The sequence below is a fragment of the Nocardiopsis sp. Huas11 genome (genome assembly GCF_003634495.1).
Taxonomy (GTDB): Bacteria; Actinomycetota; Actinomycetes; order Streptosporangiales; family Streptosporangiaceae; genus Nocardiopsis.
Genome location: NZ_RBKY01000001.1, coordinates 5655804 through 5679606, shown reverse-complemented (window position 1 = coordinate 5679606; position 23803 = coordinate 5655804). Strand labels below are relative to the sequence as shown.

At 71.8% G+C, this 23803-nt stretch carries 20 protein-coding genes and 1 pseudogene; 13 read left to right on the top strand and 8 right to left on the bottom strand.

Going from position 1 to position 23803, the window contains the following annotated elements:
* Nucleotides 1–78 precede the first annotated feature (78 nt).
* On the bottom strand, nucleotides 79–1518 hold the full coding sequence (gene gndA / locus DFP74_RS25680) for an NADP-dependent phosphogluconate dehydrogenase (RefSeq protein WP_121185526.1): 1440 nt from the start codon (nucleotides 1516–1518) through the stop codon (nucleotides 79–81).
* A 311-nt stretch (nucleotides 1519–1829) separates the two neighbouring features.
* On the opposite strand from gndA, the gene DFP74_RS25675 reads away from it, so the two are divergent.
* From DFP74_RS25675 to DFP74_RS25655, 5 genes are all read left to right on the top strand, one after another.
* Nucleotides 1830–2333 carry a cellulose synthase gene (locus DFP74_RS25675; RefSeq protein ID WP_121185524.1) on the top strand — a complete coding sequence of 168 codons (504 nt, stop codon included), beginning with the start codon at nucleotides 1830–1832 and terminating at the stop codon, nucleotides 2331–2333.
* Nucleotides 2334–2966: 633 nt separating this feature from the next.
* Entirely contained in the window at nucleotides 2967–4025 is a 1059-nt protein-coding gene (locus tag DFP74_RS25670) for an ABC transporter permease (RefSeq protein WP_121185522.1), read from the top strand.
* A gap of 101 nt (nucleotides 4026–4126) precedes the next feature.
* Nucleotides 4127–5881: an ABC transporter substrate-binding protein gene (locus DFP74_RS25665; protein WP_121185520.1), complete on the top strand. Its 1755-nt coding sequence runs from the start codon at nucleotides 4127–4129 to the stop codon at nucleotides 5879–5881.
* Between the two features lie 91 nt (nucleotides 5882–5972).
* The gene (locus DFP74_RS25660; protein ID WP_121185518.1) at nucleotides 5973–6986 is read left to right on the top strand and encodes an ABC transporter permease; all 1014 of its coding nucleotides are present in this window, start codon (nucleotides 5973–5975) and stop codon (nucleotides 6984–6986) included.
* A 95-nt stretch (nucleotides 6987–7081) separates the two neighbouring features.
* Nucleotides 7082–8845 (top strand): ABC transporter ATP-binding protein, encoded by a 1764-nt coding sequence (locus tag DFP74_RS25655; RefSeq protein ID WP_121185516.1) that lies wholly within the window; start codon nucleotides 7082–7084, stop codon nucleotides 8843–8845.
* 104 nt (nucleotides 8846–8949) lie between these two features.
* Here the strand turns inward: DFP74_RS25655 and DFP74_RS25650 are convergent, their stop codons facing one another.
* Both DFP74_RS25650 and DFP74_RS25645 read right to left on the bottom strand, forming a co-directional pair.
* Nucleotides 8950–10470, bottom strand: a complete 1521-nt coding sequence (locus DFP74_RS25650) for a serine/threonine-protein kinase (protein WP_158613060.1) — start codon at nucleotides 10468–10470, stop codon at nucleotides 8950–8952.
* 184 nt (nucleotides 10471–10654) lie between these two features.
* Nucleotides 10655–12442, bottom strand: coding sequence for a PhoX family phosphatase (locus DFP74_RS25645; RefSeq protein ID WP_121185512.1), 1788 nt, complete (start codon nucleotides 12440–12442; stop codon nucleotides 10655–10657).
* Nucleotides 12443–12614: 172 nt separating this feature from the next.
* Here DFP74_RS25645 and rpmG point away from each other — a divergent pair, with 172 nt between their 5' ends.
* The 4 genes from rpmG (at nucleotide 12615) to DFP74_RS25625 (ending at nucleotide 16080) form a co-directional block, all read left to right on the top strand.
* The gene (gene rpmG / locus DFP74_RS25640) at nucleotides 12615–12779 is read left to right on the top strand and encodes a 50S ribosomal protein L33 (protein WP_053616566.1); all 165 of its coding nucleotides are present in this window, start codon (nucleotides 12615–12617) and stop codon (nucleotides 12777–12779) included.
* Nucleotides 12780–12815: 36 nt separating this feature from the next.
* Nucleotides 12816–13061: a type B 50S ribosomal protein L31 gene (locus tag DFP74_RS25635; protein ID WP_121185510.1), complete on the top strand. Its 246-nt coding sequence runs from the start codon at nucleotides 12816–12818 to the stop codon at nucleotides 13059–13061.
* A gap of 214 nt (nucleotides 13062–13275) precedes the next feature.
* Complete coding sequence (gene rpmF, locus DFP74_RS25630; protein WP_121185508.1) at nucleotides 13276–13446, top strand: 50S ribosomal protein L32; 171 nt, start codon at nucleotides 13276–13278, stop codon at nucleotides 13444–13446.
* Nucleotides 13447–13671: 225 nt separating this feature from the next.
* On the top strand, nucleotides 13672–16080 hold the full coding sequence (locus DFP74_RS25625; RefSeq protein ID WP_121185506.1) for a lysylphosphatidylglycerol synthase transmembrane domain-containing protein: 2409 nt from the start codon (nucleotides 13672–13674) through the stop codon (nucleotides 16078–16080).
* Nucleotides 16081–16164: 84 nt separating this feature from the next.
* Here the strand turns inward: DFP74_RS25625 and DFP74_RS25620 are convergent, their stop codons facing one another.
* Entirely contained in the window at nucleotides 16165–17010 is an 846-nt protein-coding gene (locus tag DFP74_RS25620) for an NAD-dependent protein deacetylase (RefSeq protein WP_121185504.1), read from the bottom strand.
* Between the two features lie 132 nt (nucleotides 17011–17142).
* Between DFP74_RS25620 and DFP74_RS25615 the strand changes: the two genes are divergently transcribed.
* The 3 genes and pseudogenes from DFP74_RS25615 to DFP74_RS25605 form a co-directional block, all read left to right on the top strand.
* Nucleotides 17143–17793 (top strand): hypothetical protein, encoded by a 651-nt coding sequence (locus DFP74_RS25615; RefSeq protein ID WP_233571158.1) that lies wholly within the window; start codon nucleotides 17143–17145, stop codon nucleotides 17791–17793.
* Nucleotides 17794–17915: 122 nt separating this feature from the next.
* Nucleotides 17916–18278 carry a hypothetical protein gene (locus DFP74_RS25610; protein ID WP_121185502.1) on the top strand — a complete coding sequence of 121 codons (363 nt, stop codon included), beginning with the start codon at nucleotides 17916–17918 and terminating at the stop codon, nucleotides 18276–18278.
* Between the two features lie 137 nt (nucleotides 18279–18415).
* Nucleotides 18416–18756, top strand: a pseudogene (locus DFP74_RS25605) (NUDIX hydrolase); the annotation flags it as partial.
* A gap of 120 nt (nucleotides 18757–18876) precedes the next feature.
* Here DFP74_RS25605 and DFP74_RS25600 read toward each other — a convergent pair.
* The 3 genes from DFP74_RS25600 to DFP74_RS25590 form a co-directional block, all read right to left on the bottom strand.
* A complete protein-coding gene (locus DFP74_RS25600; RefSeq protein WP_121185500.1) occupies nucleotides 18877–19539 on the bottom strand; it encodes an AIM24 family protein in 663 nt (220 codons plus the stop codon).
* Between the two features lie 404 nt (nucleotides 19540–19943).
* Complete coding sequence (locus DFP74_RS25595) at nucleotides 19944–21215, bottom strand: MFS transporter (RefSeq protein WP_121185498.1); 1272 nt, start codon at nucleotides 21213–21215, stop codon at nucleotides 19944–19946.
* A 173-nt stretch (nucleotides 21216–21388) separates the two neighbouring features.
* The gene (locus tag DFP74_RS25590) at nucleotides 21389–21991 is read right to left on the bottom strand and encodes a TetR/AcrR family transcriptional regulator (RefSeq protein ID WP_121185496.1); all 603 of its coding nucleotides are present in this window, start codon (nucleotides 21989–21991) and stop codon (nucleotides 21389–21391) included.
* Between the two features lie 67 nt (nucleotides 21992–22058).
* Between DFP74_RS25590 and DFP74_RS25585 the strand changes: the two genes are divergently transcribed.
* Nucleotides 22059–23432: an MFS transporter gene (locus tag DFP74_RS25585; protein ID WP_121185494.1), complete on the top strand. Its 1374-nt coding sequence runs from the start codon at nucleotides 22059–22061 to the stop codon at nucleotides 23430–23432.
* Here the strand turns inward: DFP74_RS25585 and DFP74_RS25580 are convergent.
* Nucleotides 23410–23757 carry a VOC family protein gene (locus DFP74_RS25580; RefSeq protein ID WP_121185492.1) on the bottom strand — a complete coding sequence of 116 codons (348 nt, stop codon included), beginning with the start codon at nucleotides 23755–23757 and terminating at the stop codon, nucleotides 23410–23412. The genes DFP74_RS25585 and DFP74_RS25580 overlap by 23 nt on opposite strands.
* Between the last annotated feature and the right edge of the window lie 46 nt (nucleotides 23758–23803).

Genomic DNA, 23803 nt, shown 5'->3' with positions numbered 1-23803 from the left:
CGATCGGACGGCGTCCGCACGTGTGGGAACGGGGGCGGGACCGCGAACGCGGTCCCGCCCCCGCGGCGTTCGCGAGGCTCAGGCCTCGACCTCGGAGCGGTCACCGCCCCAGAGCGTGTGGAACGAGCCCTCCCGGTCGGTGCGCCGGTAGGTGTGGGCGCCGAAGAAGTCCCGCTGGCCCTGGATGAGCGCGGCGGACAGGCGCTCGGCGCGCAGGGAGTCGTAGTAGGCCAGCGCGGCGGCGAAGCCCGGCACGGGCACGCCCTGGCGGGTGGCCGCCACCATGACCTCGCGCCAGTCGTCCTGGGCGTCGGCGACCTCCCGGGCGAACGTGGCGTCCGACAGCAGGCTCGGCAGGTCCGGGCGCGTGTCGTAGGCGGCGCGGATGCGGTCCAGGAACGCGGCCCGGATGATGCAGCCGCCGCGCCACAGGGCGGCCACCGCGCCCGGGTCGATGTCCCAGCCGTACTCGTCGCCGCCCGCGGTGATCTCGTGGAAGCCCTGCGTGTAGGACATGATCTTGGAGGCGTAGAGCGCCTGCTCGACGCGGTCGGCGAAGGCGGCGGCCTCCTCCTCGGTCAGCGCCCGCGGCTCGGGTCCCTCCAGCGACCGGGACGCCTCGCGCAGCGGCACGTGCCCCGACAGGGAGCGAGCGAAGACCGCCTCGGCGATGCCGGAGACCGGAACGCCCAGGTCGAGCGCGGTCTGCACCGTCCAGCGGCCGGTTCCCTTCTGCTCGGCGGCGTCGGCGACCACGTCCACGAACGGCTGTCCGGTATGCGCGTCCACGTGCGCGAGCACCTCGGCGGTGATCTCGATCAGGTACGAGTCCAGGCGGCCGGTGTTCCAGGTGCGGAAGATGTCGGAGATGCGGCCGGGGGTGTAGCCGGCCACGTCGCGCAGCAGTTGGTAGGCCTCGCCGATCAGCTGCATGTCGGCGTACTCGATGCCGTTGTGCACCATCTTCACGAAGTGGCCCGCGCCGTCGGGGCCCACGTGGGACACGCAGGGCGTGCCGTCCTCGGCCTTGGCGGCGATCCGCTCCAGGATGGGGCCGAGCACGGCGTAGGACTCCTTGGAGCCGCCCGGCATGATGCTGGGCCCGTGCAGGGCGCCCTCATCGCCACCGGAGATGCCGGTGCCGACGAAGTGCAGGCCCTGTTCGCGCAGTCGGCGCTCACGGCGGCGGGTGTCGGCGAAGTGCGCGTTGCCGCCGTCGATGATCATGTCGCCGGACTCCAGCAGGGGAGCGAACTCGTCGATGACGGCGTCGGTGGGCGCTCCGGCCTTGACCATGACCACGAGCCGGCGGGGGCGCTCCAGCGCGGCGACGAACTCCTTCGCGGTGCGGGCCGCGACGAAGTCGCCCTCCTGGCCGAACTCCTCGACCAGGGCGTCGGTGCGGGCGGCGGTGCGGTTGTGCACCGCGACGGTGAAACCGTTGCGGGCCAGGTTGCGGGCGAGGTTGCGGCCCATCACCGCCAGTCCGGTGACACCGATCTGCGCTTGCGTGCTCATGTGAACGACTCCTGAGTGGCTGTAGGGGGACCCTGCCGATCAGCCTAGGAGAGCGGCGTGGCCGTGCCCGGTCGCGGCCCCCGCGCGTCGCCGGCCACACGTGTCTCGTGCCTCACAGCCGCTCGGCGGTGCCCACAGGTGTGCGGTGCCCTGTCGCTCGGCGCCGTCCCGCCGGGGCGAGCGCGGTGCCGGTAGGCTGGAGGCAGGGGGGTACTGGGCGAGGGCTCCGGGGGATCGAGGCGCCGGACCACGGGCTCGCCCTAAGGGATCGTCCGGATGTGCGCGGCGGCGCCGGATGCGAGACTGGAGCCATGCCTGACGACCTGACAGTAACCGCCGGCCTTTCCCTGGGAGCGGCCCTCACCATCGTGGGGCTGCTCATCTCCTTCTTCGTCTGGCGTCGCAAGGGCGTCGCCTCGGGACTGCGCGGTGTGGCGTGGTCCCTGTTGCCGCTGGCCGCGGGTCTGCTCGGCCTGATGAACGCCATCTGGCAGTTCGTCCTCAGCCTCGTGGGCATCGTGGCCGGACTGGTGTTCAACCCGCTGGTCTGGGCGGGCGCGGTCATGGTGGGGGTCTCGGTGGTCCTCTACGTCGTCTCGGGCTTCATGCGCGTGCGCGGTCTGGGCACCACCCCGCGCGGAGCCGCCAAGGGCGCACAGGGCGCGGCCAAGCCCGAGGGCGGCGCGAAGGCCGCCGGTCCCGCCGCCGCGCCCGCGGGCCAGGTCGGCGCCAAGGCGCCGAAGAAGTCCGCGGCCGACGACCTCTCCGACTTCAGCGACATCGAGGACCTGCTGAAGAAGCGCGGTATCGACTAGGCGCTCCCGGGGCTCCGCCGGCGGCGGAGCACCTCGGTCGTTTCGTCACCCTCCGTGACCCGGGCGGGCCTTCGCGGCTCCCTCGGTGGACCCGGCTACGGCCGGGTCTTCTTTGTGTCGAGGACCGGTAACGAACGGCCTTCGGAGCCATAGCACTTGCCATAGCACCGGGCTTCGACGGACAAGTCGTCATGTCACCGGACGTATCGTGACTCACGCGACCCCCGGCACCGTCGGGCCAGGTCAGCTTGGTCGTGGGATGAATGCACACTTTCGACTGCTTAGGTCGATTGTGGGGTTTTTGCCATACATTGTCACGATTTAGCTACATGGCCGGAAATTGGACGATAGGTGTCCAACTGGCGAGTACGTTGGTCGCTGTGTAACAGCCCGGGCGTTCAGGCCGCGGGATGTGCCCAACACCTCACGGTGAGTTCGGGCACCTCGCTCAGCCGGAACCGACGGAGACGGACCACCTTGCCGTCCCCGTCGACCCGACGCCTATGCCAGCCAGCGCCGAGACCCGGCAGGCTCCCGCAGTGAGGCCCCCTCAAAGGGCACCCCCTCCAGGACTCACGCGCGGGTTCCCGCCCTCCCCTCGGCCGAAGCGTATGAGTGGAGAGTGGTGGCCTGATGAGCGCGCCCTCGCATGCCCCCGAAGCGGCGGACCCGCCCGCGAGCGATGCCGAGGTCTCTGGCGCCGCCGTGAGCGGCCACGGCGACTCGGACAACCGGTCGCTGCGCCAGATCGCCTGGCAGCGACTGCGGCGCGACAAGGTCGCCATGGTCTCCGGCGTCGTCGTCGTCCTCCTCGTCCTGGCCGCGGTGCTCGCACCGCTCCTGGTCAAGTGGTTCGGCTACCCGCCCACCGAGTACCACCAGGACCTCATCGACCCCGGCACCCGGCTTCCCTTCAAGGACCCGGAGAACCCCACCGACCCGGCCACCGGGTTCGCGGTGACCGACCCCTGGGGCGGCATCAGCTCCGACCACTGGCTCGGGCTCGAGCCCACCACCGGCCGCGACATGTTCAGCCGCCTGCTCTACGGCGCGCAGATCTCGCTGCTGGTCGCGTTCCTGTCCACGCTGGTGTGCGTGGTCATCGGCACGGTCCTGGGCATCATCGCCGGGTACAAGGGCGGCTGGGTCGACACCGTCATCAGCCGGGCCATGGACATCTTCCTGGCCTTCCCGCTGATGCTCTTCGCCATCGCGCTCGTGGGCGTCATCCCCGAGGGCGTGCTGGGGCTGACCGGCAACGGGCTGCGCGTCGGCGTCATCGTCTTCATCATCGGGTTCTTCAACTGGCCCTACGTCGCCCGCATCGTCCGCGGACAGACGCTCTCCCTGCGTGAGCGCGAGTTCGTCGAGGCGGCCCGCAGCCTCGGCGCCAGCAACCGGCACATCCTCATCAAGGAGATCCTGCCGAACCTGGTCACGCCGATCATCGTGTACTCCACGCTGCTGATCCCCACGAACATCCTGTTCGAGGCGGCGCTGAGCTTCCTGGGTGTGGGCATCAACCCGCCCACCCCGAGCTGGGGAAAGATGCTCTCCGAAGCGATCCAGTTCTACGAGACCGGACCGTACTTCATCATCTACCCCGGCCTCGCCATCTTCATCACCGTTCTGGCGTTCAACCTCTTCGGTGACGGCCTCCGCGACGCTTTCGACCCCAAGACCTCGGACTGATCCGCGTCGTCGCGGGGCGGGGCACTCGCCCCTCCCCGGACGGACGCGGATCGACCCGCGGGTCCACTCATCCCCATCAGGTTCGGTAGAGAGGTTCTCCCTTGAGGAAACGCACCCTCGGTTTCGTCGCGCTCGGCGCGGCGGCATCCATCTTCCTGGCCGCCTGCGGCGGCGGTGACAGCGCCGACGGCGGTGGCAGCGCCGACGGCGCCGGCTTCAACCTCGCCGAGACCGAGGTCGTCAACGCCTCGGACGCCACCGGCGGCACCCTGCGCTACGCCATGGCGCAGGACTGGGACTCCGTCGACCCCGGCGACACCTACTACGGCTTCAGCTGGAACTTCTCGCGTTACTACGCGCGCACCCTGCTCACCTACAACAGCGAGCCGGGCGAGAACGCCACCGAGCTGGTCCCGGACACGGCCGCGGCCATGCCCGAGCCCAACGAGAACTTCACCGAGTGGACCGTGCAGATCAAGGAGGGCCTCAAGTACGAGGACGGCTCCGAGATCACCGCACAGGACATCAAGTACGGCATCATCCGCGGTGACTTCAACGGCGGCACGCTGGCGAACGGCCCGAGCTACTTCTCCCAGAAGCTCGACGCCGACCCGGAGTTCAACGTCTACGAGTCCTCGGACCCGCTCGGCGAGTTCGACGCGATCGAGACCCCGGACGACTACACCCTGGTCTTCAAGCTCAAGGAGAGCTTCTCGGAGTTCCCCAACATCCTGATCATGCCGCAGACGGCCCCCGTGCCGGTCGACGCGGACCGCGGTGAGCTGTACCAGCAGCACGTCCTCTCCTCGGGCCCCTACCAGTTCGACGGCGACTACGAGCCGGGCGTCGCGCTGAACCTGGAGCGCAACGAGCACTGGGACCCCGAGACCGACCCGATCCGCCGGGCGCTGCCCGACAACATCGAGGTCGAGCTGGGCATGAACCAGGACGAGATCGACGAGCGCCTGGTCAACGGCGACCTCGACGTCGACCTGGCCGGCACCGGCGTCGGCCCGGCCATGCACAGCCGCCTGGCCGCCGACGAGGACGCCCGTCCCAACATGGACAACCTGTACTCGGGCGCCCTGCGCTACGTGAACATCCACACGCCCGTGATCGAGGACGTCGCCTGCCGTCAGGCCATCATGTACGCGGCCAACCGCGACAGCATGCACCGCGCCTGGGGCGGCGAGCTGGGCGGCGACATCGCCACCAACCTGCTCCCGCCGGCGATCCCCGGCTCGGACCCGGAGAGCGACCTCTACCCCTCCGAGGACAACACCGGTGACCTTGCGGCCGCCGAGGCCAAGCTCGAGGAGTGCGGCGAGGAGGACGGCTTCGAGACCGTCATCGCCGCCCGCGAGGGTCGCGACAAGGACATCCAGACCGCCGAGGCGCTGCAGGAGGCCCTGAGCCGCGTCGGTATCGAGACGACCATCGAGACCTACCCGGCCGGTGACTTCTTCGGCCAGTACGCCGGTTCCCAGGACTTCGTCCGTGAGAACAACATCGGCATGAGCGTCTCCGGCTGGATCCCCGACTGGCCCACCGGTTACGGCTTCGCCCAGCCGATCACCGACGGCGCCGCCATCACCGAGACCGGCAACTACAACACCGCCGAGATCGATGACCCGGAGATCAACGAGCTCTGGGAAGAGGCCGTGCAGACCGAGGACCCGGACGAGCGCTCCTCGATCTACGCCCAGATCGACACGCTGGTGATGGAGCAGGCCGCCATCCTGCCCGTGGTCTTCGACCGCGCGATGTACTACCGCTCCACCGAGCTGACCAACGTCTACTTCCAGCCCGGCTACGCCATGTACGACTTCATGGCGCTGGGTGTCGACCGCGGTTAGTCACACCGGCCACGTTCCGAACTAGTACGACAAGGCAGGTGAAGGCGGCGGGGGATCCACGGCCCCGTGGATACCCCCGCCGCCGACCGCGATGCTGACCTACATTCTTCGCCGCCTGGGCGCGGGCGTGCTGCTGCTCGCCATCGTGACGATGGTGACCTTCTGGATCTTCTTCGTCCTGCCCAAGTGGGCCGGCGTGTCCCCGCAGGGCATGGCCGCCATGTACGTGGGCAAGGCGCCCACCCCGGCCGCGCTCGAGGCCACGGTGGAACGGCTCGGCCTCGACCAGCCGATCGCCGTGCAGTTCTACAACTTCGTCCGGGACCTGCTCTTCGGCGCCGAGTTCACCTTCGGTCGCGAGACCGTGGAGTGCGCGGCCCCGTGCCTGGGCTACTCCTTCACCACGAACACCCCGGTCCTGGAGCAGATCCTCAACCGGCTCCCGGTCACGGTCTCCCTGGCCGCCGGTGCGGCGGTCATGTGGATCGTCGGCGGTGTCGCGGTCGGTGTCCTGTCGGCCGTCAAGAAGGGCAGCATCTTCGACCGGATCGCCATGTCCCTGGCCCTGGTCGGCGTGTCCCTTCCGATCTACTTCACCGGTCTGATGGCCCTGGCCTTCCTGGTGCACAGCTGGAACCTCTTCCCGGTCCCGCGCTACGTGCCCCTCGGGGAGGACCCGGTGGGCTGGGTGCAGGTCATGTTCCTGCCCTGGGTGACCCTGGCCTTCCTGCACGCCGCGCAGTACGCCCGGCAGACCCGTGCGGGAATGCTGGAGACGCTGGGCGAGGACTACATCCGTACCGCCCGGGCCAAGGGCCTGAGCGAGCGCCGGGTCATCTTCAAGCACGCGCTGCGCCCGACGCTCACGCCCATCGTGACGATCTTCGGCCTGGACATCGGTCTGGTCCTGGGCGGCGCCATCCTGACCGAGACCACGTTCTCGCTCAACGGCATCGGCAAGTTCGCGATCGACGCCATCGTGGCCAAGGACCTGCCGGTGATCATCGGCGTCACGCTCATGGGCGCGTTCTTCATCGTGATCTGCAACCTGATCGTCGACCTCCTCTACCCGATCGTCGACCCGCGGGTGCGGATCACGAGCTAGCACGCGACAGCGGCCGACCTGACCGTCTTTCGCCCACCCGTCGCCCACCGACCGTACGGACGCCTGCGGCGCAGCACTATCAAAGGAAATCTGACATGGCCTCGACCGAGCCCGTCGTCCGCGTGGACGACCTGCGGGTGACGTTCCCGACGATGGACGGCGACGTCCACGCGGTGAACGGGTTGTCCTTCGAGGTGCCGGCCGGCGGCGCCCTCGGCATCGTGGGCGAGTCGGGCTCGGGTAAGAGCGTGACGTCGCTGGCGCTGATGGGGTTGCACCGGGGCAGCCGGGCCAGGATCACTGGTTCGATCGAGGTCACGGGCAAGGACGTGGTCACGGCTTCGGATCGGGAGCTGCGGCGGATGCGCGGCAACGACATCGCGATGGTCTTCCAGGACCCGATGCAGTCGCTGCACCCGCAGTACACGATCGGTAACCAGTTGGTGGAGGCCTACCGGGTCCACCATCCCAAGGCGGGCAAGGCCCAGGCGCGCAAGAAGGCGGTGGAGTCGCTGGAGCGGGTGGGGATCCCGGAGCCGGCGAAGCGGATCAACTCCTATCCGCACGAGTTCTCCGGTGGTATGCGCCAGCGGGTGGTGATCGCGATGGGGTTGATGTGCGACCCCAAGGTGTTGTTGGCCGACGAGCCGACGACGGCGCTGGATGTGACGGTGCAGGCGCAGGTGCTGGACCTGTTGGATGAGCTGCGCCGGGATCTGGGGATGGGTCTGATCCTGGTCTCGCACGATCTGGCCGTGGTGGCGGGGTCGGTGGACGAGGTCGTGGTGATGCGCAAGGGCGTGGCGGTGGAGCGCGGGGACGTGCGCACGGTGCTGTCGGCGCCGGAGCATCCGTACACGCGGGCTCTGTTGGCCGCGGTGCCGCGGGTGGAGGTCTCCCGCGCACAACGACGCGCCAGCGACCGCGCCGACCGTGTCGAGCGCGACAAGAAGGCCGGCGTCACCACCGCCCCCGGCGCCTTCCAGGCCTTCACACCCAGCGACACCGCCGGCGACACCCCTCTGCTGAAGGTGGAGGATGTGGCGCAGCGGTTCAGGGTGCGTGGGGGTATGTGGGGCCGCTCGACGGATTTCTGGGCGGTCAAGGGTGTTTCGTTCGAGCTGCGCCAGGGTGAGACGCTGGGTGTGGTGGGGGAGTCGGGGTCGGGTAAGTCGACTCTGTCGCGGATGATCATGCGGTTGTTGGAGCCCACCCGGGGCCGGGTGGAGTTCGAGGGCCGTGACATCACGCACCTGTCGGACCGTGAGCTGCGTCCGCTGCGGCGTGATGTGCAGATGGTGTTCCAGAACCCGTACTCGTCGTTGAATCCGCGGGTGACGGTGGGGGACGCGATCGGTACGGCGTTGAAGGTGCAGGGTGAGCGCGACGGTAGGAAGGTGCGCGCGCGGGTGCAGGAGCTTCTTGAGCGGGTGGGGTTGGAGCCGGGGCATTACAACCGGTTCCCGCACGCGTTCTCGGGTGGGCAGCGTCAGCGGATCGCGATCGCGCGGGCGTTGATCTTGAAGCCGAAGCTGATCATCTGTGATGAGCCGGTCTCGGCGTTGGACGTGTCCACGCAGGACCAGGTGTTGCGGTTGCTGTCGGAGTTGCAGGATGATTTCGGGTTGACGTACATCTTCGTGGCCCATGATCTGGCGGTGGTGCGTCAGGTCTCGGACCGGGTCGCGGTGATGCGCAGGGGCGAGGTCGTGGAGATGGGTGACAGCGACAGTGTGTACGAGTCTCCGCGGAGTGAGTACACGCGTCAGTTGTTGACGGCGGCGCCGTTGCTGGACCCGGACGAGGCACGCCGCCTCCGCGCCGAACGCGAAGCGGCCAAGCGCGTGCAGCCGGTCTGACCGGACCTCGGCCGGACCGTCCACCTGGCCGAACGCGAATGCCGGCGGCGACCCCCGTGGTCGCGGCCGGCATTCGTCGTTTCCGCGTGGCGATCCGGGCGGACTCACAAAAGGGTTTCGGGGCGGCACAGGAACGGCGCCCCCTCGTCGTCCACCAGGAGCGTGCCGCGCCGACCGAGGCACGACCAGTCCAGCTCCAGATGCCATTCGACCAGGTCACCGTCGAACGCTTCCATCGGTTCGTAGGTCCTGTCCCTGACCGGACGGATGACGAAGTGCTCGGGGCCGCCCTCGGTGACGTAGTACGGGAAGCCGGCCCCTCGGGTGGCACGGCGCGGGCCGGACCGGAGCGTCTGGGTGTCGACGCCGGCCTCGTAGAGTGCGGGCTTCGGTGAGCCGAGCCTCGCGACGAACTCCCTGCCCGGCAGCAGCGCAGCGGGCACGGAGGTGGGATCGAACTCGCCGTAGTCGGTGATCCGCCGCGTGACGAACGGGCGGAGCCGGTGCAGGATCACCGCTTGCGCGGTGGTCGCCTCCACGAACAGGGCGCTCTTCTCCACGGGTGAGCGCGTCGACCCGTCGTAGGTGTACTCCATGACCGCGTACGCGGGTTCGACCGTGACGCATACCGGGGTCTCGGGCCGGGGCGGTCCCGTGTGGACCGTCAGATCACCGTGGACGGCCCCGACCTGGACCACCTGGCCGGCAACGTCGCCCTCGACGCGGTTCGTGTCGTGCACGGCGGGGGCGCCGCCGTTCTCGGGCACACGGCGCAGCCGGGCCTTGTCGTCGTCGGGGTCGGCGCGGACCGGTCCGATCCTGTCGGGGGGCGATGGCGCGGTGCTGCCGGTGAGGAGCATGTCCCAGACCTGACGCGCGGTGGGCCGCCGGTCGGGGTCCTTGGCCGTGCACGCCAGCACGATCCCGAGCAGCGGGTCGGTGAGGCTCCCGGTCTCGGGCGGAGCATGGAGAACCTTGTGGAGGCCCGCGATGAGGGTGGGTGCGGGGAAGGCCTCCGCCCCGGTGGCGGCATGGATCATGACCGCGCCCCAGGCGAACAGGTCCGCGGCCGGCCCCGCGGCGGTGCCGTCGAACTCTTCGGGGGCCGTGTAGCCCAGGCCCCGGATCCGGGCGGCCGAGGCGCGTGCGTGGACGTCGCGGACGACGGCGCGGGAGAGGCCGAAGCCGGTCACTCGTGGTCCGTCCGGCCCGAGCAGGATGTGGTCGGGTGTGAGGTCGTGGTGCACCACCCCGGCGGCGTGGATCGCGCCCAGCGCGGTGATGGTGGCCACCGCCAGCCGTTGGAGGTCCCTTCCGGCGCGCGGGCCGTGCTCGCGCACCGCCTGGGCCAGGGTGGGGCCCTGGACGTACTCGGTGGCGATCCAGGGCGGGTCGGCGTCGGCGTCCACGATCGCGGCGAGGAAGGGCCCCCGCACCGTGCGGGCGGCGACGAGTTCCTGGGCGAAGGAGCGGCGGACCTGCGGGCCGGCCGCCAGGTGCGGGTGCAGCAGCATGACCGCCGCCAGGCCACCGGAGGCGTCCTCGCCCAGGTACACCGTTCCCGACCCGCCCGAGCGCAGCTCCCGCACCAGACGGAACCCGCCCGCGTTCTGGCCCACACCCACGCTCGCCCCTGACCGTCGCCCTGGGCCCACACCCTAGCGGGGCGCCGGGCGGGCGCCCCGCGGGCGTCGGGCGTCGGGCGCCCCACGGCGCGTGTGCGCGAGGGGGTGGCACGGGGCCCACGCCGGTCGCTTCCGTGCGTGGACCCCGGCGCTCGTGGGGCGGGCGGGGCGTGTGGTGGAACCGTCAGGTTCCGACGCGGCCGCCGTCGCGGCGGCTGACGATCACCACGGCGGAGCGGGGGCGACCGCGCGGGTCGAAGCCGGGCCAGTTGCTGACCGCCCGGGGATCCTCGGCGGTGGGTCCGTCGTCGTCCGGCTCGGCCGAGCCGGGACCATGCACGGTGACGAACAGGGTGCCCTGGTCGGGAGTGGCGCTCACACCCGTGATGGCGCACCCGGGCGGACCGGTGAGGAAGCGGCGGACCTCGCCCGTCTCGGGATCGGCGCACAGCAGGGCGCTGTTGCCCAGCTGCGCGCGGTGGTCCCGGTCGACCACGCCCGCCACGTCGGTCGTGATCCACAGGCGCCCGTCGACGCCGCAGTGCACGCTGTCGGGGGAGCCGAACACGGTGCCGCCGGCGTCCGAACCCTGACCTGGGCGGGCGAACTCGCGCCAGCTCATGATCGCGGCGCCGTGGTCGCCCGCGCCCTCGGTCCAGGACAGCACCCGGCCACCGCCCCGCGACGCGCTCTCGGGGCAGTAGACCGTGCCGGTCTCGGGGTGGACGGCGGGCCGCCCCGGGCGGCGCAGGGTGGTGGCGCCCACCGCGTCGGCGGCCTCGCGGGCCCGCAGGAGCACGTCGGCCTGGTCCCGGAACGCGGCGCGCAGGCCGTCGCGGCCGTGGACGAGCGGGATCCACGTGCCGGTCCCGTTCGAGTCCAGCCGGGCCGCGTGGAGGGTGCCCTCGTCGAGCGGGCTGGTGGTGGCGTTGCGGATCTCCCGCCAGGGGCGGCCGGTGACGAACTTGTACAGGTGGGTGTCGTCGCTGAGGTAGACCACCGCGTGCCCCCGCGACTCGACCACCGCGGCGCCGCGCGCGGCCAGGCGCCCGAGCGCGGTCCGTTTGGCGGGAACGGCGTCCGGAGCGAAGGGGTCGACCTCCACGGTCCAGCCGAAGCGGTGGGCCTCCTCGGGGGTCGCCGCGAGGTCGAAGCGGGGATGGTGGGCGTGCCAGCCGTAGGCGGAGGCGTCGGCGGCCAGTCCGTAGCGCTCCTGCTCCGGGCCGGACCGCCAGCGCTCGTCGTCGGTGCCGAAGGCGTCGGCGATGGTGTCCTCCCCGGTCAGGAAGGTGCCCCAGGGGGTGACGGCGTGGGCGAACCCGCCGAGGACGCCGAGGGCCTCGGCTCCGGTCTCCAGCGCGGCGTGCCCCTCCAGGGGGCCGGCGAAGGTGACGGGCGAGGAGGGGGTCAGGCGGCGGTTGAGCTCGTCGGCCCGCACGCGCCACCGGCCGTCGCTCAGTTCGACGCGCAGCACGCTCAGCCCGAGTGAGGCCATCTCCTTGGCGGCGCGTTCGGCGGTGGGGGACTGGCCTCCGTCGGTGTGCAGCAGGACGGGGTCGGCGGTGGCGTGGGTCAGGACCAGCAGGCCGCTCCGGTTGCCCTCGTGGCTGGGGCTCAGCGGCAGGTACTGCACACCGCCGTGCCCTGTGCCGACCTGGCGCAGGGCCGCGGCGGCGGTGTCGGCGGCGTCGGGCCGCCAGCGGGGGCTGCGCGGGCCGATCGGCGCGCCCCAGGGCGCCAGGACGCGGACGGTGTACCCCTCGGGGACGGTGACCGCGTCCTCGCGGGCGACCGGGACGGGTGTGAACGTGAGGCGGGAGCCGGTGAGCGGGGCGGAGGGCGGCGCGGTGGCCGCGGCGAGGGCGGGCGGGCCGCCGGTGAGGGCGCACGCCCCCAGCGCACCCAGTCCGGCGGTGGTGAGCAGGGCCCGGCGCCGGGTGGGGTGCGCGGGGTCGTGGATGTGGTGCGCCATGTGTGTCCTCGCCTGGGCGGTGCCGCGTCCGGTCCATGAGCCGTCGAGGGAGATTTCATCACACTGTGTAGTCAAACACGGACATTGTGCTCTGGCTTCGAGTGTCGTCCAAGGTGGGAATGAAAACGGTTATCATTGACTTGTATCGTCTGCGACCCCAGAGGAGGCACCCATGGCGCGCAACGAGGTTCGCCCCATCATCAAGCTCAAGTCCACCGCCGGAACCGGCTACACGTACGTGACCCGCAAGAACCGGCGCAACACGCCCGACCGGCTCGTCCTGAAGAAGTACGACCCCCGCGCCCGCCGCCACGTCGAGTTCCGCGAGGAACGCTGATCCGCTGACCGGCCGACCCGCCACCAGGAGGCATCCATGAAACCCGGCATCCACCCCGACTACCGGCCGATCGTCTTCCGCGACCGCGCGGCCGACTTCGCCTTCCTCACCCGTTCCACCGCCACGAGCGAGAAGACCGTGGAGTGGACCGACGGCAAGAGCTATCCCGTCATCGACGTGGAGATCTCCAGCGCCAGCCACCCCTTCTATACCGGTACCGCCCGCGTGGTGGACACCGCCGGCCGGGTGGAGCGCTTCCAGCGCCGCTACCAGCGGCGCTGACCGGCCGCGGCGGGGCCCCGCCACGACCGCCCCGCCACGACCGGCATGCCATGACCGGCATGCCATGACCGGCATGCCATGACCGGCACGCGGCGGTCGGCGGGACCGGGGCGGCGTGCCCCCGGGGCCGAAACGACCGCCGAACCCCCGGTGTTCGCGACGCGGCGCGCCCGTTGTCGCGACGACCACCACCACCACGACAAGGACAGGACCGATGGCCGTACCGAAACGCAAGATGTCGCGGTCCAACACCCGCACCCGCCGCTCCCAGTGGAAGGCCAGCACCCCCGACCTGGTCACCATCCACGTGGGCGGGCGGGAGTACCGCGTTCCGCGCAATCTCGTGGCCGCCTACCGGCGCGGACTGCTGCCGCTGCCCGAATGAGGCGACCAACCCGTTGAGGCATCCGGGCGGACGTCCGACGGGACGTCCGCCCCGCGTGTGCCCGGCGGCCACCCGGCCGCCCGCGCGGGGGTCGGCCTTCGCGGCCCCGCGTTGGCCCCGCATTGGCCACGGGGTGGTCACAGCGTGGTCCCGAACCGTGCATAACGGACGAAACGCCCCTGGTCCTCACGCCGGGTCCACCACGGGTCGGGCAGGCTGGGAGGCGTGACGACCCGAACCGACCCGCAGGCGCCCGCCCCGGGCCCCCGCACCACGAGAACCCCGCGCAGACCCGTCGACCTCCTGGTCGGCGCCGCGGGCCTGGTCGCGGTCGCGGCGATCCTCCTCGGCGTGCGTGTGGCGACCGACGGCGAACAGATCCCCGGCCCGGCCGTGGTGAGCTCGCTCCTGCCCACCGGCCTGCTCTTCCTGATCGCGGTGGCCGCCAACCTGCTGCTGCTCGTCCTGGCCTCCTACGCCGTCCTGCGCACCCTCATCAACGGCGACCTGCGCGGCCTCGCGCGCGTCATGACCGCCGCGATCGCGGCCTACGCGCTGGCCTCCCTCATCAACGCGGCCCTGAGCACCCTGGTGGGCCGCGACCCCGCGTCCGTGCCGGACGTGCCCGGCGACGCCCTGAGCGGCGTACCCCCCGAGCTGTTCACCAGCGCCACCCTCGGCTACGTGGCTGCCGCCATCGCCTTCGCGCGCACCATGCCCACCGGCATGCCGCGCGTGCGCTCACTGCTGTGGTACAGCGTCGCCGCCGGCGCCCTGTGCGCCCTGCTGGCCGGTGTGAGCAGCGGACCCGCCCTCCTGCTGACCGTCCTGGTCGGGATCGTCTGTGCCGCCCTGGCCCGTTACATGGTCGGAGCCCAGCCGCTGGAGCCGGTCGACGCGCGCCTGCACGCCGAACTCCACCGCTTCGGGCTGACCACCACCGCCATCGCCGCCGCCGGGGCCGATGAGGAGGGCAACCCCCGCTACCTCGCCGACCTCGACGACGGCACCCGGGTGGAGCTGTCGCTGCTCAGCTCCGAGAACACCGCCGGATTCTGGCGCCGCCTGCGCGACCTGCTCCTGCTGCGGGGGCCGGTCGCGCCCCGCATGCTCTACGGGGTCCGCCGCCGGGCCGAGCACGCCGCGCTGATGAGCTTCAGCGCCCGCGAGGCGGGGGTCACCGTCCCGCGCGTCCTGGCGATCGGGGAGGCCGGACCGGGCACGGTGATCGTGGCCCGCGAACTGCCCGACACCCGCACCCTCGACGCCCTGGCCGACGACGAGATCACCGACGACCTCGTCGACCGGGTGTGGGAGAACCTCGCGGCCCTGCACCGTCGCCGCCTCGCGCACGGCAACCTCACCGGCGCCACGGTCGGCGTCCTGCGCGAGGACCCCCGCCACGTCGTCCTGACGGGGGTCGACCGCGGCGCGGTGGCCGCGCCACCGCTCAAGTCGTCCCTGGACAACGCCGCCCTGGTCACGCTCCTGGCCATGCGGGTGGGTGCCGAGCGGGCCGTCGACTCCGCCGTGCGCGCCCTGGGCGTGTCCGCCACCGCCGCCGTCCTGCCCTTCCTCCAGCCCGCAGGGCTCCCCCCGGGGACCCGGCGCGGCCTGCGCCGCGACCGCCGGCTGCTGTCCGAGATCGGGGACCGGATCGCCCGGATCGCCCCGGAGGCCCCCGCGGCCCCCGCCCGCCTCGAACGGATGCGGCCGCGCACCGTCGTCAGCGTCATCGTCGCCACCGCCGTCGGCCTGGTCCTGGCCTACCAGCTGACCGGCGTGGACCTGACCACCATCGGTCAGGCCGACCCGGCGTGGGCGGGCGCCGCCCTGGTCATGGCCACCGTCTGCATGGTCGCGGCGGCCATGATCCTCATCGGCTTCGTGCCCGTTCCCCTGCCGTGGTGGCGGACGGTCGCGGTGCAGTACGCCGCCTCGTTCGTGCGCATCGCCGCGCCGGCGGGCCTGGGGGCGATCGCCATCAACGCCCGCTTCGCGGTCAAGGCGGGCGCGCCCACCTCCCTGGCCCTGTCCGCGGTCGGCCTGTCCCAGCTGGTCGGGTTCATGGTCCACGTTCCGCTACTGCTCGTGTGCGCCTACCTGACCGGCACCTCCTACTGGACGGGATTCACCCCCTCTCCCACGGTGGTGGCGGTCAGCATCGCGGGCACGGCCGCGGTCGCCGTGGTCATGCTGGTGCCGCGCCTGCGCCGGGCCTTCGCCGACCGGCTGCGCCCCTACCTGAGCGGTGTGCTGCCCCGGCTGATGGACACCCTCCAGCGCCCGGCGAGTCTGGCGCTGGGCCTGGGCGGCACGATGCTGCTGACGGTGGCGTTCGTGTTCTGCCTGCACTTCTCCGTGCTGGCCTTCACCGACCCCGGCACCCAGGTGAGCCTGGTGGCGGTCGCGGTGGTGTTCCTGGCGGGCAACGCCATCGGATCGGCCGCGCCCACGCCCGGCGGTCTGGGCGCGGTGGAGGCCGCGCTCATCGGCGGGCTGACCGCCGTGGCCGGGGTGCCCGCTGCGGTCGCGCTGCCGGCGGTGCTGCTGTTCCGGCTGTTGACCTTCTGGCTCCCGGTGCTGCCCGGCTGGGGTTCGTTCGTCTACCTCCAGCGCCGCGAGGCCATCTGAGCGGCGGGCGCTCGGGCCCCGGTGAGCACGGCCGCGCGCGGGGCCCGGGGCAGGTGGGGCGCGTGAGGGGGGCCGGCCGCCGGGTCAGCGGGTGTAGGCCTCGGCCAGGGCCCGCAGGACCTGCGTGCAGCCCGCGTCCACGGTCAGCGCCGCGAGGTGGTCGGCGCGGGTGGCGCCCCGGTTGACGATCACGACCGGCTTGCCCTGCTCGGCCGCGCGCTTGACGAACCGGCGCCCCGAGAGCACGGTCAGCGAGGAACCGGCCACGATCAGGGCGCCCGCGTCGTCGACCAGGCGGTAGGCCTCCAGCACGCGCGCCTTGGGCACGTTCTCGCCGAAGTAGACGATGTCGGGCTTGAGCACACCGCCGCAGGACTCGCAGTCGGCCACCCGGAAGCCCTCCGTCGAGGCCAGGACGGCGTCGGCGTCCGGGGCGACCTCCACGTCGGCCACGCCGTCGGTGAAGCCGGGGTTGAGCAGGGTCAGGCGCTCGTGCAGGCGGGTCCGGGAGATCCGCTCCGGGCAGGACAGGCACGCCACCCGGTCGTAGCGGCCGTGCAGGTCGATGACGCGCCTGCTGCCCGCCGCGCCGTGCAGGGTGTCGACGTTCTGCGTGATGACGCCGGCCACCACCCCGGCCCGTTCGAGGTCGGCCAGTGCGCGGTGGCCGTCGTTGGGGAGCGTGCGGTGCACGTGGTGCCAGCCCACGTGGTTGCGCGCCCAGTAGTGGCGGCGGAAGGCGGCGTCGCCGGTGAACTGCTGGTAGGTCATCGGTGTGCGCGGCGGGGAGTCCGGCCCCCGGTAGTCGGGGATGCCGGAGTCGGTGGACACACCGGCCCCGGTCAGGGCGACCACGGGACCGGAGCCCAGGACGTCGCGGATCCGCGCGGCCCAGGCCACCGGCTCGTCGGTGTCGAGCGTGCTACTCACGCCTTCGAGGATAGGCGGCGCCCCCGGACGCGTTCACCATCCGCCGCGGTGTGAGTGAGACCACCGAACACTCCGTGAGCGCGTGCCATCACATCGGTGACAGGATCACCCGACGACGTGAAGGACCCGACGATGACCTCCCCCGCACGACGCGCGCCGCGCACCCGCGCTCTCCTGCCCGCCTCCGCGTCCGCGCTGGCGGCGCTGCTCGCACTCACCGCCTGCGGCGGGGGAGAGGACGCGCCCGACCCCGCCGAGGAGTCCGCGCCGACCGAGGAGGCCCAGGCGGAGGAGCCCGCCGAGGGCGAGGACGAGCAGGCCGCGGAGGAGATCACCTTCCCCATGCCCGAGGACTGCGCCGACGCCGACGCGGAGACCGTGGCGCTGGGCCTGCTGCCCGCCGACGCGGAGTTGGTCAGCGAGAAGGACGAGGACGAGGGCTTCCGGTGCACGTTCGGCAGCCGGGACGGGGGCAACGGCGTGGTGCTCGCCTACTCCGAGGGCTTCTCGCTGTCGGACATGCCCGACATCGAGGACAACTTCGAGACCGTGGCCGAGATGCGGGACCGCGAGCTGTACATGACCGACCGGTCGCGCGAGTACTCGGCGGTCCTGGAAGCGGTCGACGCCGGCGACCTGGAGCAGGAGAGCGACTCCGTGGTGCTGCACCTGCCCGGAGGCGTGTTCGTCCAGGTCTTCGCGCTGTCGCAGACCACCGAGGACATGCTCTCGCGCGACGAGATCGACGAGGCCGCCGTCGTGGCGGCCGAAGCGCTGCTCTGAACACCGGTCGCACGGCCCCCCGGCGTGGAAAACCGGTTGCGGGCACCACCCCGCCGGAACCTAGAGTCGGCGGACGGCCGCCCGTGGAGAGGCGGCCACGGCAGCGAACAGGAGTCGACGCCATGATCCCCGCCCATTGGGAGCCCCACCACCGCGACGAGGACGGTGAGGTCCTCGGCTACCTCGCGCCCGCCGAGGAGGGGCTGTGCGTGCCCGTCACGCTCTTCGGCCACGCGCTGGCCGAGCCGGGTGACGCCGACGACGCGCGCGCCGTGCTGGACTCGCGCGGGCTCTCCTACCTGGCCGACCCCTGGCTGCTCACCCTGCCCGAGCGGGACGAGCCGGTCACCGTGAACATCGTGGAGGCCGACCCCGCCCGGGTGCGCGTGTCCAACGTCGACTTCGGGTGCACCGAGTTCGACTACGGCCACGTGTGGGTGCTGGACGTGCCCGCCGGCGGGCGCCTGCGGCCCGCCCGGAGCTGACTGGAGCCGAACGTGGGCCTCGCCGTGGTCGGCGGGGCCCACGCTTCTATCGCTGGGCGGAGGCTGGGACCTCTGCTCCCAGTCGGTAGGAGATGGGTGTCATCAGGAGCACGGGCACTGTGGACGGAGCGAAGTCCATGGCGCCAAGGGAGTACTACGACGATCCGGCGGCGCGCCGATGCCGAACAGCCCGGTGACGGCGGCCGGCGCGGCGGCGTTCGATGACACCGGCCGCCTCCTGTGGCAGCGGCGTACCGACAACGGGCTCTGGGCCATGCCGGGCGGCGTGATGGAGATGACCGAGAGCCTGCCGCAGGCGGCTGTGCGCGAGGTCCAGGAGGAGACCGGCTGTGACGCCGAGATCACGGGCCTGGTCGGCACCTACACCGACACCCGGCATGTCATCGCCTACAGCGACGGCGAGGTGCGCCGCCAGTTCAACGTGTGCTTTCGGGCCGCGCTGCTCGGTGGTGAGCTCCGGGGCGGCGTTCCCTCCCGCGTCGAAGCGCGGGAGGGAACGGGGTCGGAGAGGGAGCGAGGGACCCCGCGGGGGGTCTTCCGTTGATCCGCGTTGCCCCCGGTGCGCCTGGTGGGAGGTTCAGCCCTGCGGGGCGGGGGCGGGAGCGCCCTCGGAGGCCTGCACGAGGACGAAGCCCTGTCCCTCGAACGACAGCTGGACCGCCTCGCCGCTGCCGCGGCCGATGAGCGCCCCGGCCTTCATGGTCCGACGCACGCCGGAGCGCAGTGAGCTGGACCAGGCGACGGCGGCGTCGGTGTCGACGAAGGTCGGCTGGTCGACGTTGATGAGCACCGGGGCGCCGTGGCAGGCGACCGCGACACGTCCACGGCCGGTGAAGACCGTGTTGAACAGGCCCCCCGACATCATCCCGGCACCCTCGACACGCCGGATGTCCCAGCTCAGGCTGGGTTCGAAGGCGAGCACGTTGGCGCCGTTGACGGTGAGCGCGTCGTCCTCCAGGTCGATCAGGTGGACGTCCCAGGCGTCCTTGGCCAGGAACACGTCGCCCCGGCCGGTGACGCGCATCAGGGGCAGGCCTTCGCCGCTGAAGGACTTCTTGAGGAACTTGCCGATGCTGCCCGAACCCTCGTAGGAGAAGTCGATCTGGCCCTGGTAGGCGACCATCGACCCCTGGCGGGCCAACACCTCGCCGTTGAGGCCCACACGCAGCATCTTGTGGTTCTGGAGGGTCATACCCGGGTGGCTGTTCTCTCGGGCCTGTTGAAAGAGCTCACTTCGCATGGACTGATCCTGCCCGTTCTGTGCCACCGGGGGCCCACGCCGCGCCGGTACAAGTCACTCGATAAGCCTCCAATTCGGTCTCAGTGCCGCCGAGTCGGCGCGGTGACGTGCGGCGCCGGCTGGTGATGGCTCGCCGAGTCGGCGCACACGGTCAGCCGGACGCGGCGCAGGCTCTCGACGTCGGGCAGGACCCGCCGATCACGGGTGCCTCACCGGACGACGAGAAGGGCGGGTGGGTGCTCCTGGCCCAGGCCCAGTACCCGATGGGACGATTCCGGCTTCACCGGGTGCCCCTTCTGGATCATCCGGCGCGACGACCTGGCCGAGCTGAACTTCGGGGCCGCCGAGGTGGTGATGTGGTCCTACCCCTGAGGAGCGGCGCGGCGCGCTCCCCGGTGACCCCCTCAGGACTCGCCCAGGGTGATGGCCTGGACGCCGAGCGGTTCGGAGCCGCCGTCCACCCGGCGCAGTGCCCCGCGTCCCACGACCGCGATCCCCGCCGCCAGCGCCACGGAGGCCGCGGCGGTGTACAGCGGTGCGCCGGGGGAGAGGGCGGCGGCCAGCAGGGAGGCGGTCGGCGGCGCGAGGGCGCCGCCGAGGAAGCGGATGGCGGAGTAGGACGAGGACGCCACCGCGCGGGGCAGGTCGCTGACCTCCATCACGCACTCGGTCAGCACGGTGTTGAGCACGCCCAGCAGCAGTCCGCCCACGACGATGCAGGTGATGAGGCCCGCCGTGGAGTCGATCAGGGCTCCGGCGCACGCCAGGTCGACGGCCAGCAGGAGCAGCGTGGTCCACAGCACGCGGGTGCGCGGCCACCCGCGGGTCAGCCACGGCGCCAGCAGGACCGAGGTGGTCGCCAGCGCGAGGCCCCAGCCGAAGAACACCAGTCCCAGACCCATCTCGTCCAGGCCCAGCGGAAACGGGGTGTAGGCCAGCAGGACGAAGAAGCCGATGTTGTAGAACAGCGCGATGAGCGCCAGCACCAGCAGTCCCCGCTCACGCAGCGCGGTGAACGGCGCCGAGAGCGGGACCGGCGCGGTCCTGGGCACGCTCTCGCTCCGGAGCAGGACGGCGATGGTGACGAAGCCGACCGCCATCAGCGCGGCGGTGCCGAAGAACGGGCCGCGCCAGCTGACGCTGCCGAGCAGGCCGCCCATGAGCGGGCCGCAGGCGATGCCCAGGCCCAGGGCCGCCTCGTAGAGGACGATCGCCGCGGAGGAGCCGCCGCTGGCCGCGCCGACGATGGTGGCCAGTGCCGTGGAGATGAAGAAGGCGTTGCCCAGGCCCCACCCGGCGCGGAACCCGATGACCGACTCCACGTCGCCGCTCGCCCCGGCCGCCGCCGCGAACACCACGATCAGCGCCAGTCCGATGAGCAGGGTGCGCTTGGCGCCGATGCGACTGGACACCCAGCTGGTGATGAGCATCGCCAGGCCGGTGACCAGCAGGTAGCTGGTGAACAGCAGCGAGGTCTGGGTCCGGGTGGCGTCCAGGTCGGCGGAGATCGCGGGCAGGATCGGGTCGACCAGCCCGATGCCCATGAAGGCGATCACGCTCGCGAAGGCCACCGCCCACACGGCGCGGGGCTGCTTGAACAGGGAGCCCGTGGGAACGGAGTGCTCTCCGGGGCCCTCCTGGGGTCTGGTGGGCTGGGTGTCGGTGTCGGCCACCATGGCGCGTGACTCCTGTTCGTTGATCCTTTCGGTGGGCGGCGCGGCCGTGCGGTCGTGTCCCCAATTAACATAGGTAACCTATGTTAATCCTCGGGGAGGGGTACGGTGGCGCCGGGCGGTGGTCCCTTCATCACATGCGAGACGCGAGCCGGGGTCGCCCCGCACTCGGACCGTCAGTCGGAGAGTCGGGGCCGCAAGCGGTCGACGTAGCCGTCGAGCAGCGCTCGGGCGTCCGACGGCGTGAGCTGCCCGGCCATGAGGAGCGAGCCCAGTCCGTGCGCCAGCGCCATGACCTCCGAGGCGAGCCGCCTCGCCTGCGCCGCGTCGATCCGGGGGTCGGTGCGCAGGATCGCGGCGAGGTGGTCCGCCAGCGCGCCGAGATGGGCCCGATAGGACTCCGCCGCCGCGCTCGGCCGGGTGATCGTCAGCAGCTCCAGTGAGACGCCGACGCGGTGGAACGCGCGGCCGGCCTCGTCGGTGGGGAGCGCCTCGTCGAGGAACGCCCGGACCCGGGAGAGTACCGACCCCTCCGGCGTGGCCGAGTCCCGCGACCGCTCCTCACCGCGGGCGTGCCAGCGCCGGACGCTCGCGTCGGCCATCCTCTCCAGCGCGGCGGTCAGCAGCTCGTCCTTGCTCTTCCCGTAGTACTGGACCAGCCGGAGCGACACTCCCGCCTCGGCGGCGACCTCCCGCATGGTCACCGCTTCGAGGCCGCCCCGGCCCAGCAGGCGTTCCACGGCGTCCAGGATCTGCGCGCGGCGTTCCACTTCAGGCATCGGAGCCTCCCCTCGTTGCCGATGATACGCTTGTATCAACTGATACAGGCGTATCAAGGAGGTGGCGGTGTCCACGGCGACCAGACGACTCGCCCTGTGGGTGTCCTGCGTGGCCCAGCTGATGGTGGTGCTGGACATCTCGGTGGTCAACATCGCTCTGCCCTCGATCCAGACCGACCTCGCCCTGGACCGCGTGACGGTGACCTGGGTGGCCCTGGCCTACGGTCTCGGCTTCGCCGGAGCGCTGCTCGTCGGCGCGCGGCTGGCCGACGTCCTCGGCACGGCACGGGTGCTCGGCTGGGGCATCGCGCTGTTCACCCTCGCGAGCGCGGTGGGCGGGCTGGCGACCGAGGGGTGGGTGCTCATCGGCGCGCGGGTCGTGCAGGGGATCGCCGCCGCCGTCGTCTCCCCGGCGACGTTCACCCTGCTCACGACGTCGCACCCCGAAGGGCCCGCCCGGATCCGGGCCGTCGCCGTCTGGACGGCGGTCAGCCTGGCCGGCGGCGGCCTCGGCACCATCACCGGCGGCGTGCTCACCGACCTGGTCTCGTGGCGGGCGGTCCTGCTGGTCAACCTGCCGATCGGCGCCGCCGTCGCCCTCGGGGCGGTCGCTCTGCGGCGGTGGACGCCCGACGACCGGCGCGGCGGACGCGTCAGCCTCGCCGGCGCCGCGTTGGCCACCGGCGGCTTCACCTGCGCCACCTACGCGCTCTCCGTCGCCGGGACCCCGGGCTCGGCCGCGTCCTTCGGCGCGTCCGGCGCGGCGAGCGTGCTGCTGTTCGCGCTGCTCGTCGTGGAACAGCGCCGCACCCCGCACCGGCTCGTGCCCGTCGCGCTGCTGAGGGACCGCCTCATCGTGCGGGGCAACCTCGCCACGGCGCTGACGGCCGTCTGCTTCCAGGTCGGCCTGTGGTACTTCCTCACGTACCGGATGCAGGAACAGCTGGGCTACACCCCGATCCAGGCCGGGCTGGCCTTCCTGCCCCTGACCCTGGGCCTGCTCGCGGTCAACACCTGGGCCGTACCGCGTCTGATGAAGCGCTGCCGGAGCCGGGCGCTCGTCTGCGCCGGGGCGGTGCTGGCGGGTCTCGGCCTGATCTGGCAGGCGCTCGCGGACGGCTCCTTCGTGTTCGCGATCCTCGCGCCGAGTCTGGTGATCGGCGTCGGTGGAGGGCTGATGAACACGCCGCTCGCCACCATCGTGACCACCGGCGTCCCGCCGGAGCAGGCCGGGGCGGCCTCCGGCCTGATGAACACCGGAAAGCAGTTCGGCGGTGCGGTCGGCCTCGCCGCGGCGACCGCGGTGGCGGGCGCGGCCGGTACCGACAGGGCCGCCTTCCTGCTCATGGCGGCCGCGCTCGGGGCCGTGGCCCTGCTCGCGCCCCGCATACCGCGGCGGCGCGCCGAGTCCGCCCCGGTCAGCGATGCCCCAGCACGTTGACGACCTGGCCGCCGGGGTCGCGGACGAGGAACCGCCGCACGCCCCACTCCTCGTCCCGCAACGAGTGGACGATCTGCGCGCCCCGCTCCAGCATGAGCGCGTAGGCCGCGTCCACGTCGTCCACCTCTACGCTCAGGTCGGGCGCGACGGGTGCGGTCCTGTCGTCGGTCATGAAGCTGATCTGCGCCGCCGGATGGGTGGGGGAGGCGAGCGTCATGATCCACCCGTGGTTCATGACCTCCTCGAAGCCCAGCAGGCCGTAGAACTCCCGGCTCTCCCGCACGTCCGCTGACTGGACGTTGGGCACGACGCGGCGAACGGTCATCGACGACTCCAAGCGAGAACGACTGTGTGTGCGGGACCCTCCAGGT

Coding starts and splice junctions, on each gene's coding strand:
- DFP74_RS25670 (WP_121185522.1), top strand. CDS start 2,967: ATGAGCGCGCCCTCGCATGCCCCCGAAGCGGCGGACCCGCCCGCGAGC.
- rpmG (WP_053616566.1), top strand. CDS start 12,615: ATGGCGCGCAACGAGGTTCGCCCCATCATCAAGCTCAAGTCCACCGCC.
- DFP74_RS25600 (WP_121185500.1), bottom strand. CDS start 19,539: ATGCGAAGTGAGCTCTTTCAACAGGCCCGAGAGAACAGCCACCCGGGT.
- DFP74_RS25580 (WP_121185492.1), bottom strand. CDS start 23,757: ATGACCGTTCGCCGCGTCGTGCCCAACGTCCAGTCAGCGGACGTGCGG.
- DFP74_RS25675 (WP_121185524.1), top strand. CDS start 1,830: ATGCCTGACGACCTGACAGTAACCGCCGGCCTTTCCCTGGGAGCGGCC.
- DFP74_RS25645 (WP_121185512.1), bottom strand. CDS start 12,442: ATGGCGCACCACATCCACGACCCCGCGCACCCCACCCGGCGCCGGGCC.
- DFP74_RS25635 (WP_121185510.1), top strand. CDS start 12,816: ATGAAACCCGGCATCCACCCCGACTACCGGCCGATCGTCTTCCGCGAC.
- DFP74_RS25610 (WP_121185502.1), top strand. CDS start 17,916: ATGATCCCCGCCCATTGGGAGCCCCACCACCGCGACGAGGACGGTGAG.
- DFP74_RS25590 (WP_121185496.1), bottom strand. CDS start 21,991: ATGCCTGAAGTGGAACGCCGCGCGCAGATCCTGGACGCCGTGGAACGC.
- DFP74_RS25595 (WP_121185498.1), bottom strand. CDS start 21,215: ATGGTGGCCGACACCGACACCCAGCCCACCAGACCCCAGGAGGGCCCC.
- DFP74_RS25660 (WP_121185518.1), top strand. CDS start 5,973: ATGCTGACCTACATTCTTCGCCGCCTGGGCGCGGGCGTGCTGCTGCTC.
- DFP74_RS25615 (WP_233571158.1), top strand. CDS start 17,143: ATGACCTCCCCCGCACGACGCGCGCCGCGCACCCGCGCTCTCCTGCCC.
- DFP74_RS25655 (WP_121185516.1), top strand. CDS start 7,082: ATGGCCTCGACCGAGCCCGTCGTCCGCGTGGACGACCTGCGGGTGACG.
- rpmF (WP_121185508.1), top strand. CDS start 13,276: ATGGCCGTACCGAAACGCAAGATGTCGCGGTCCAACACCCGCACCCGC.
- gndA (WP_121185526.1), bottom strand. CDS start 1,518: ATGAGCACGCAAGCGCAGATCGGTGTCACCGGACTGGCGGTGATGGGC.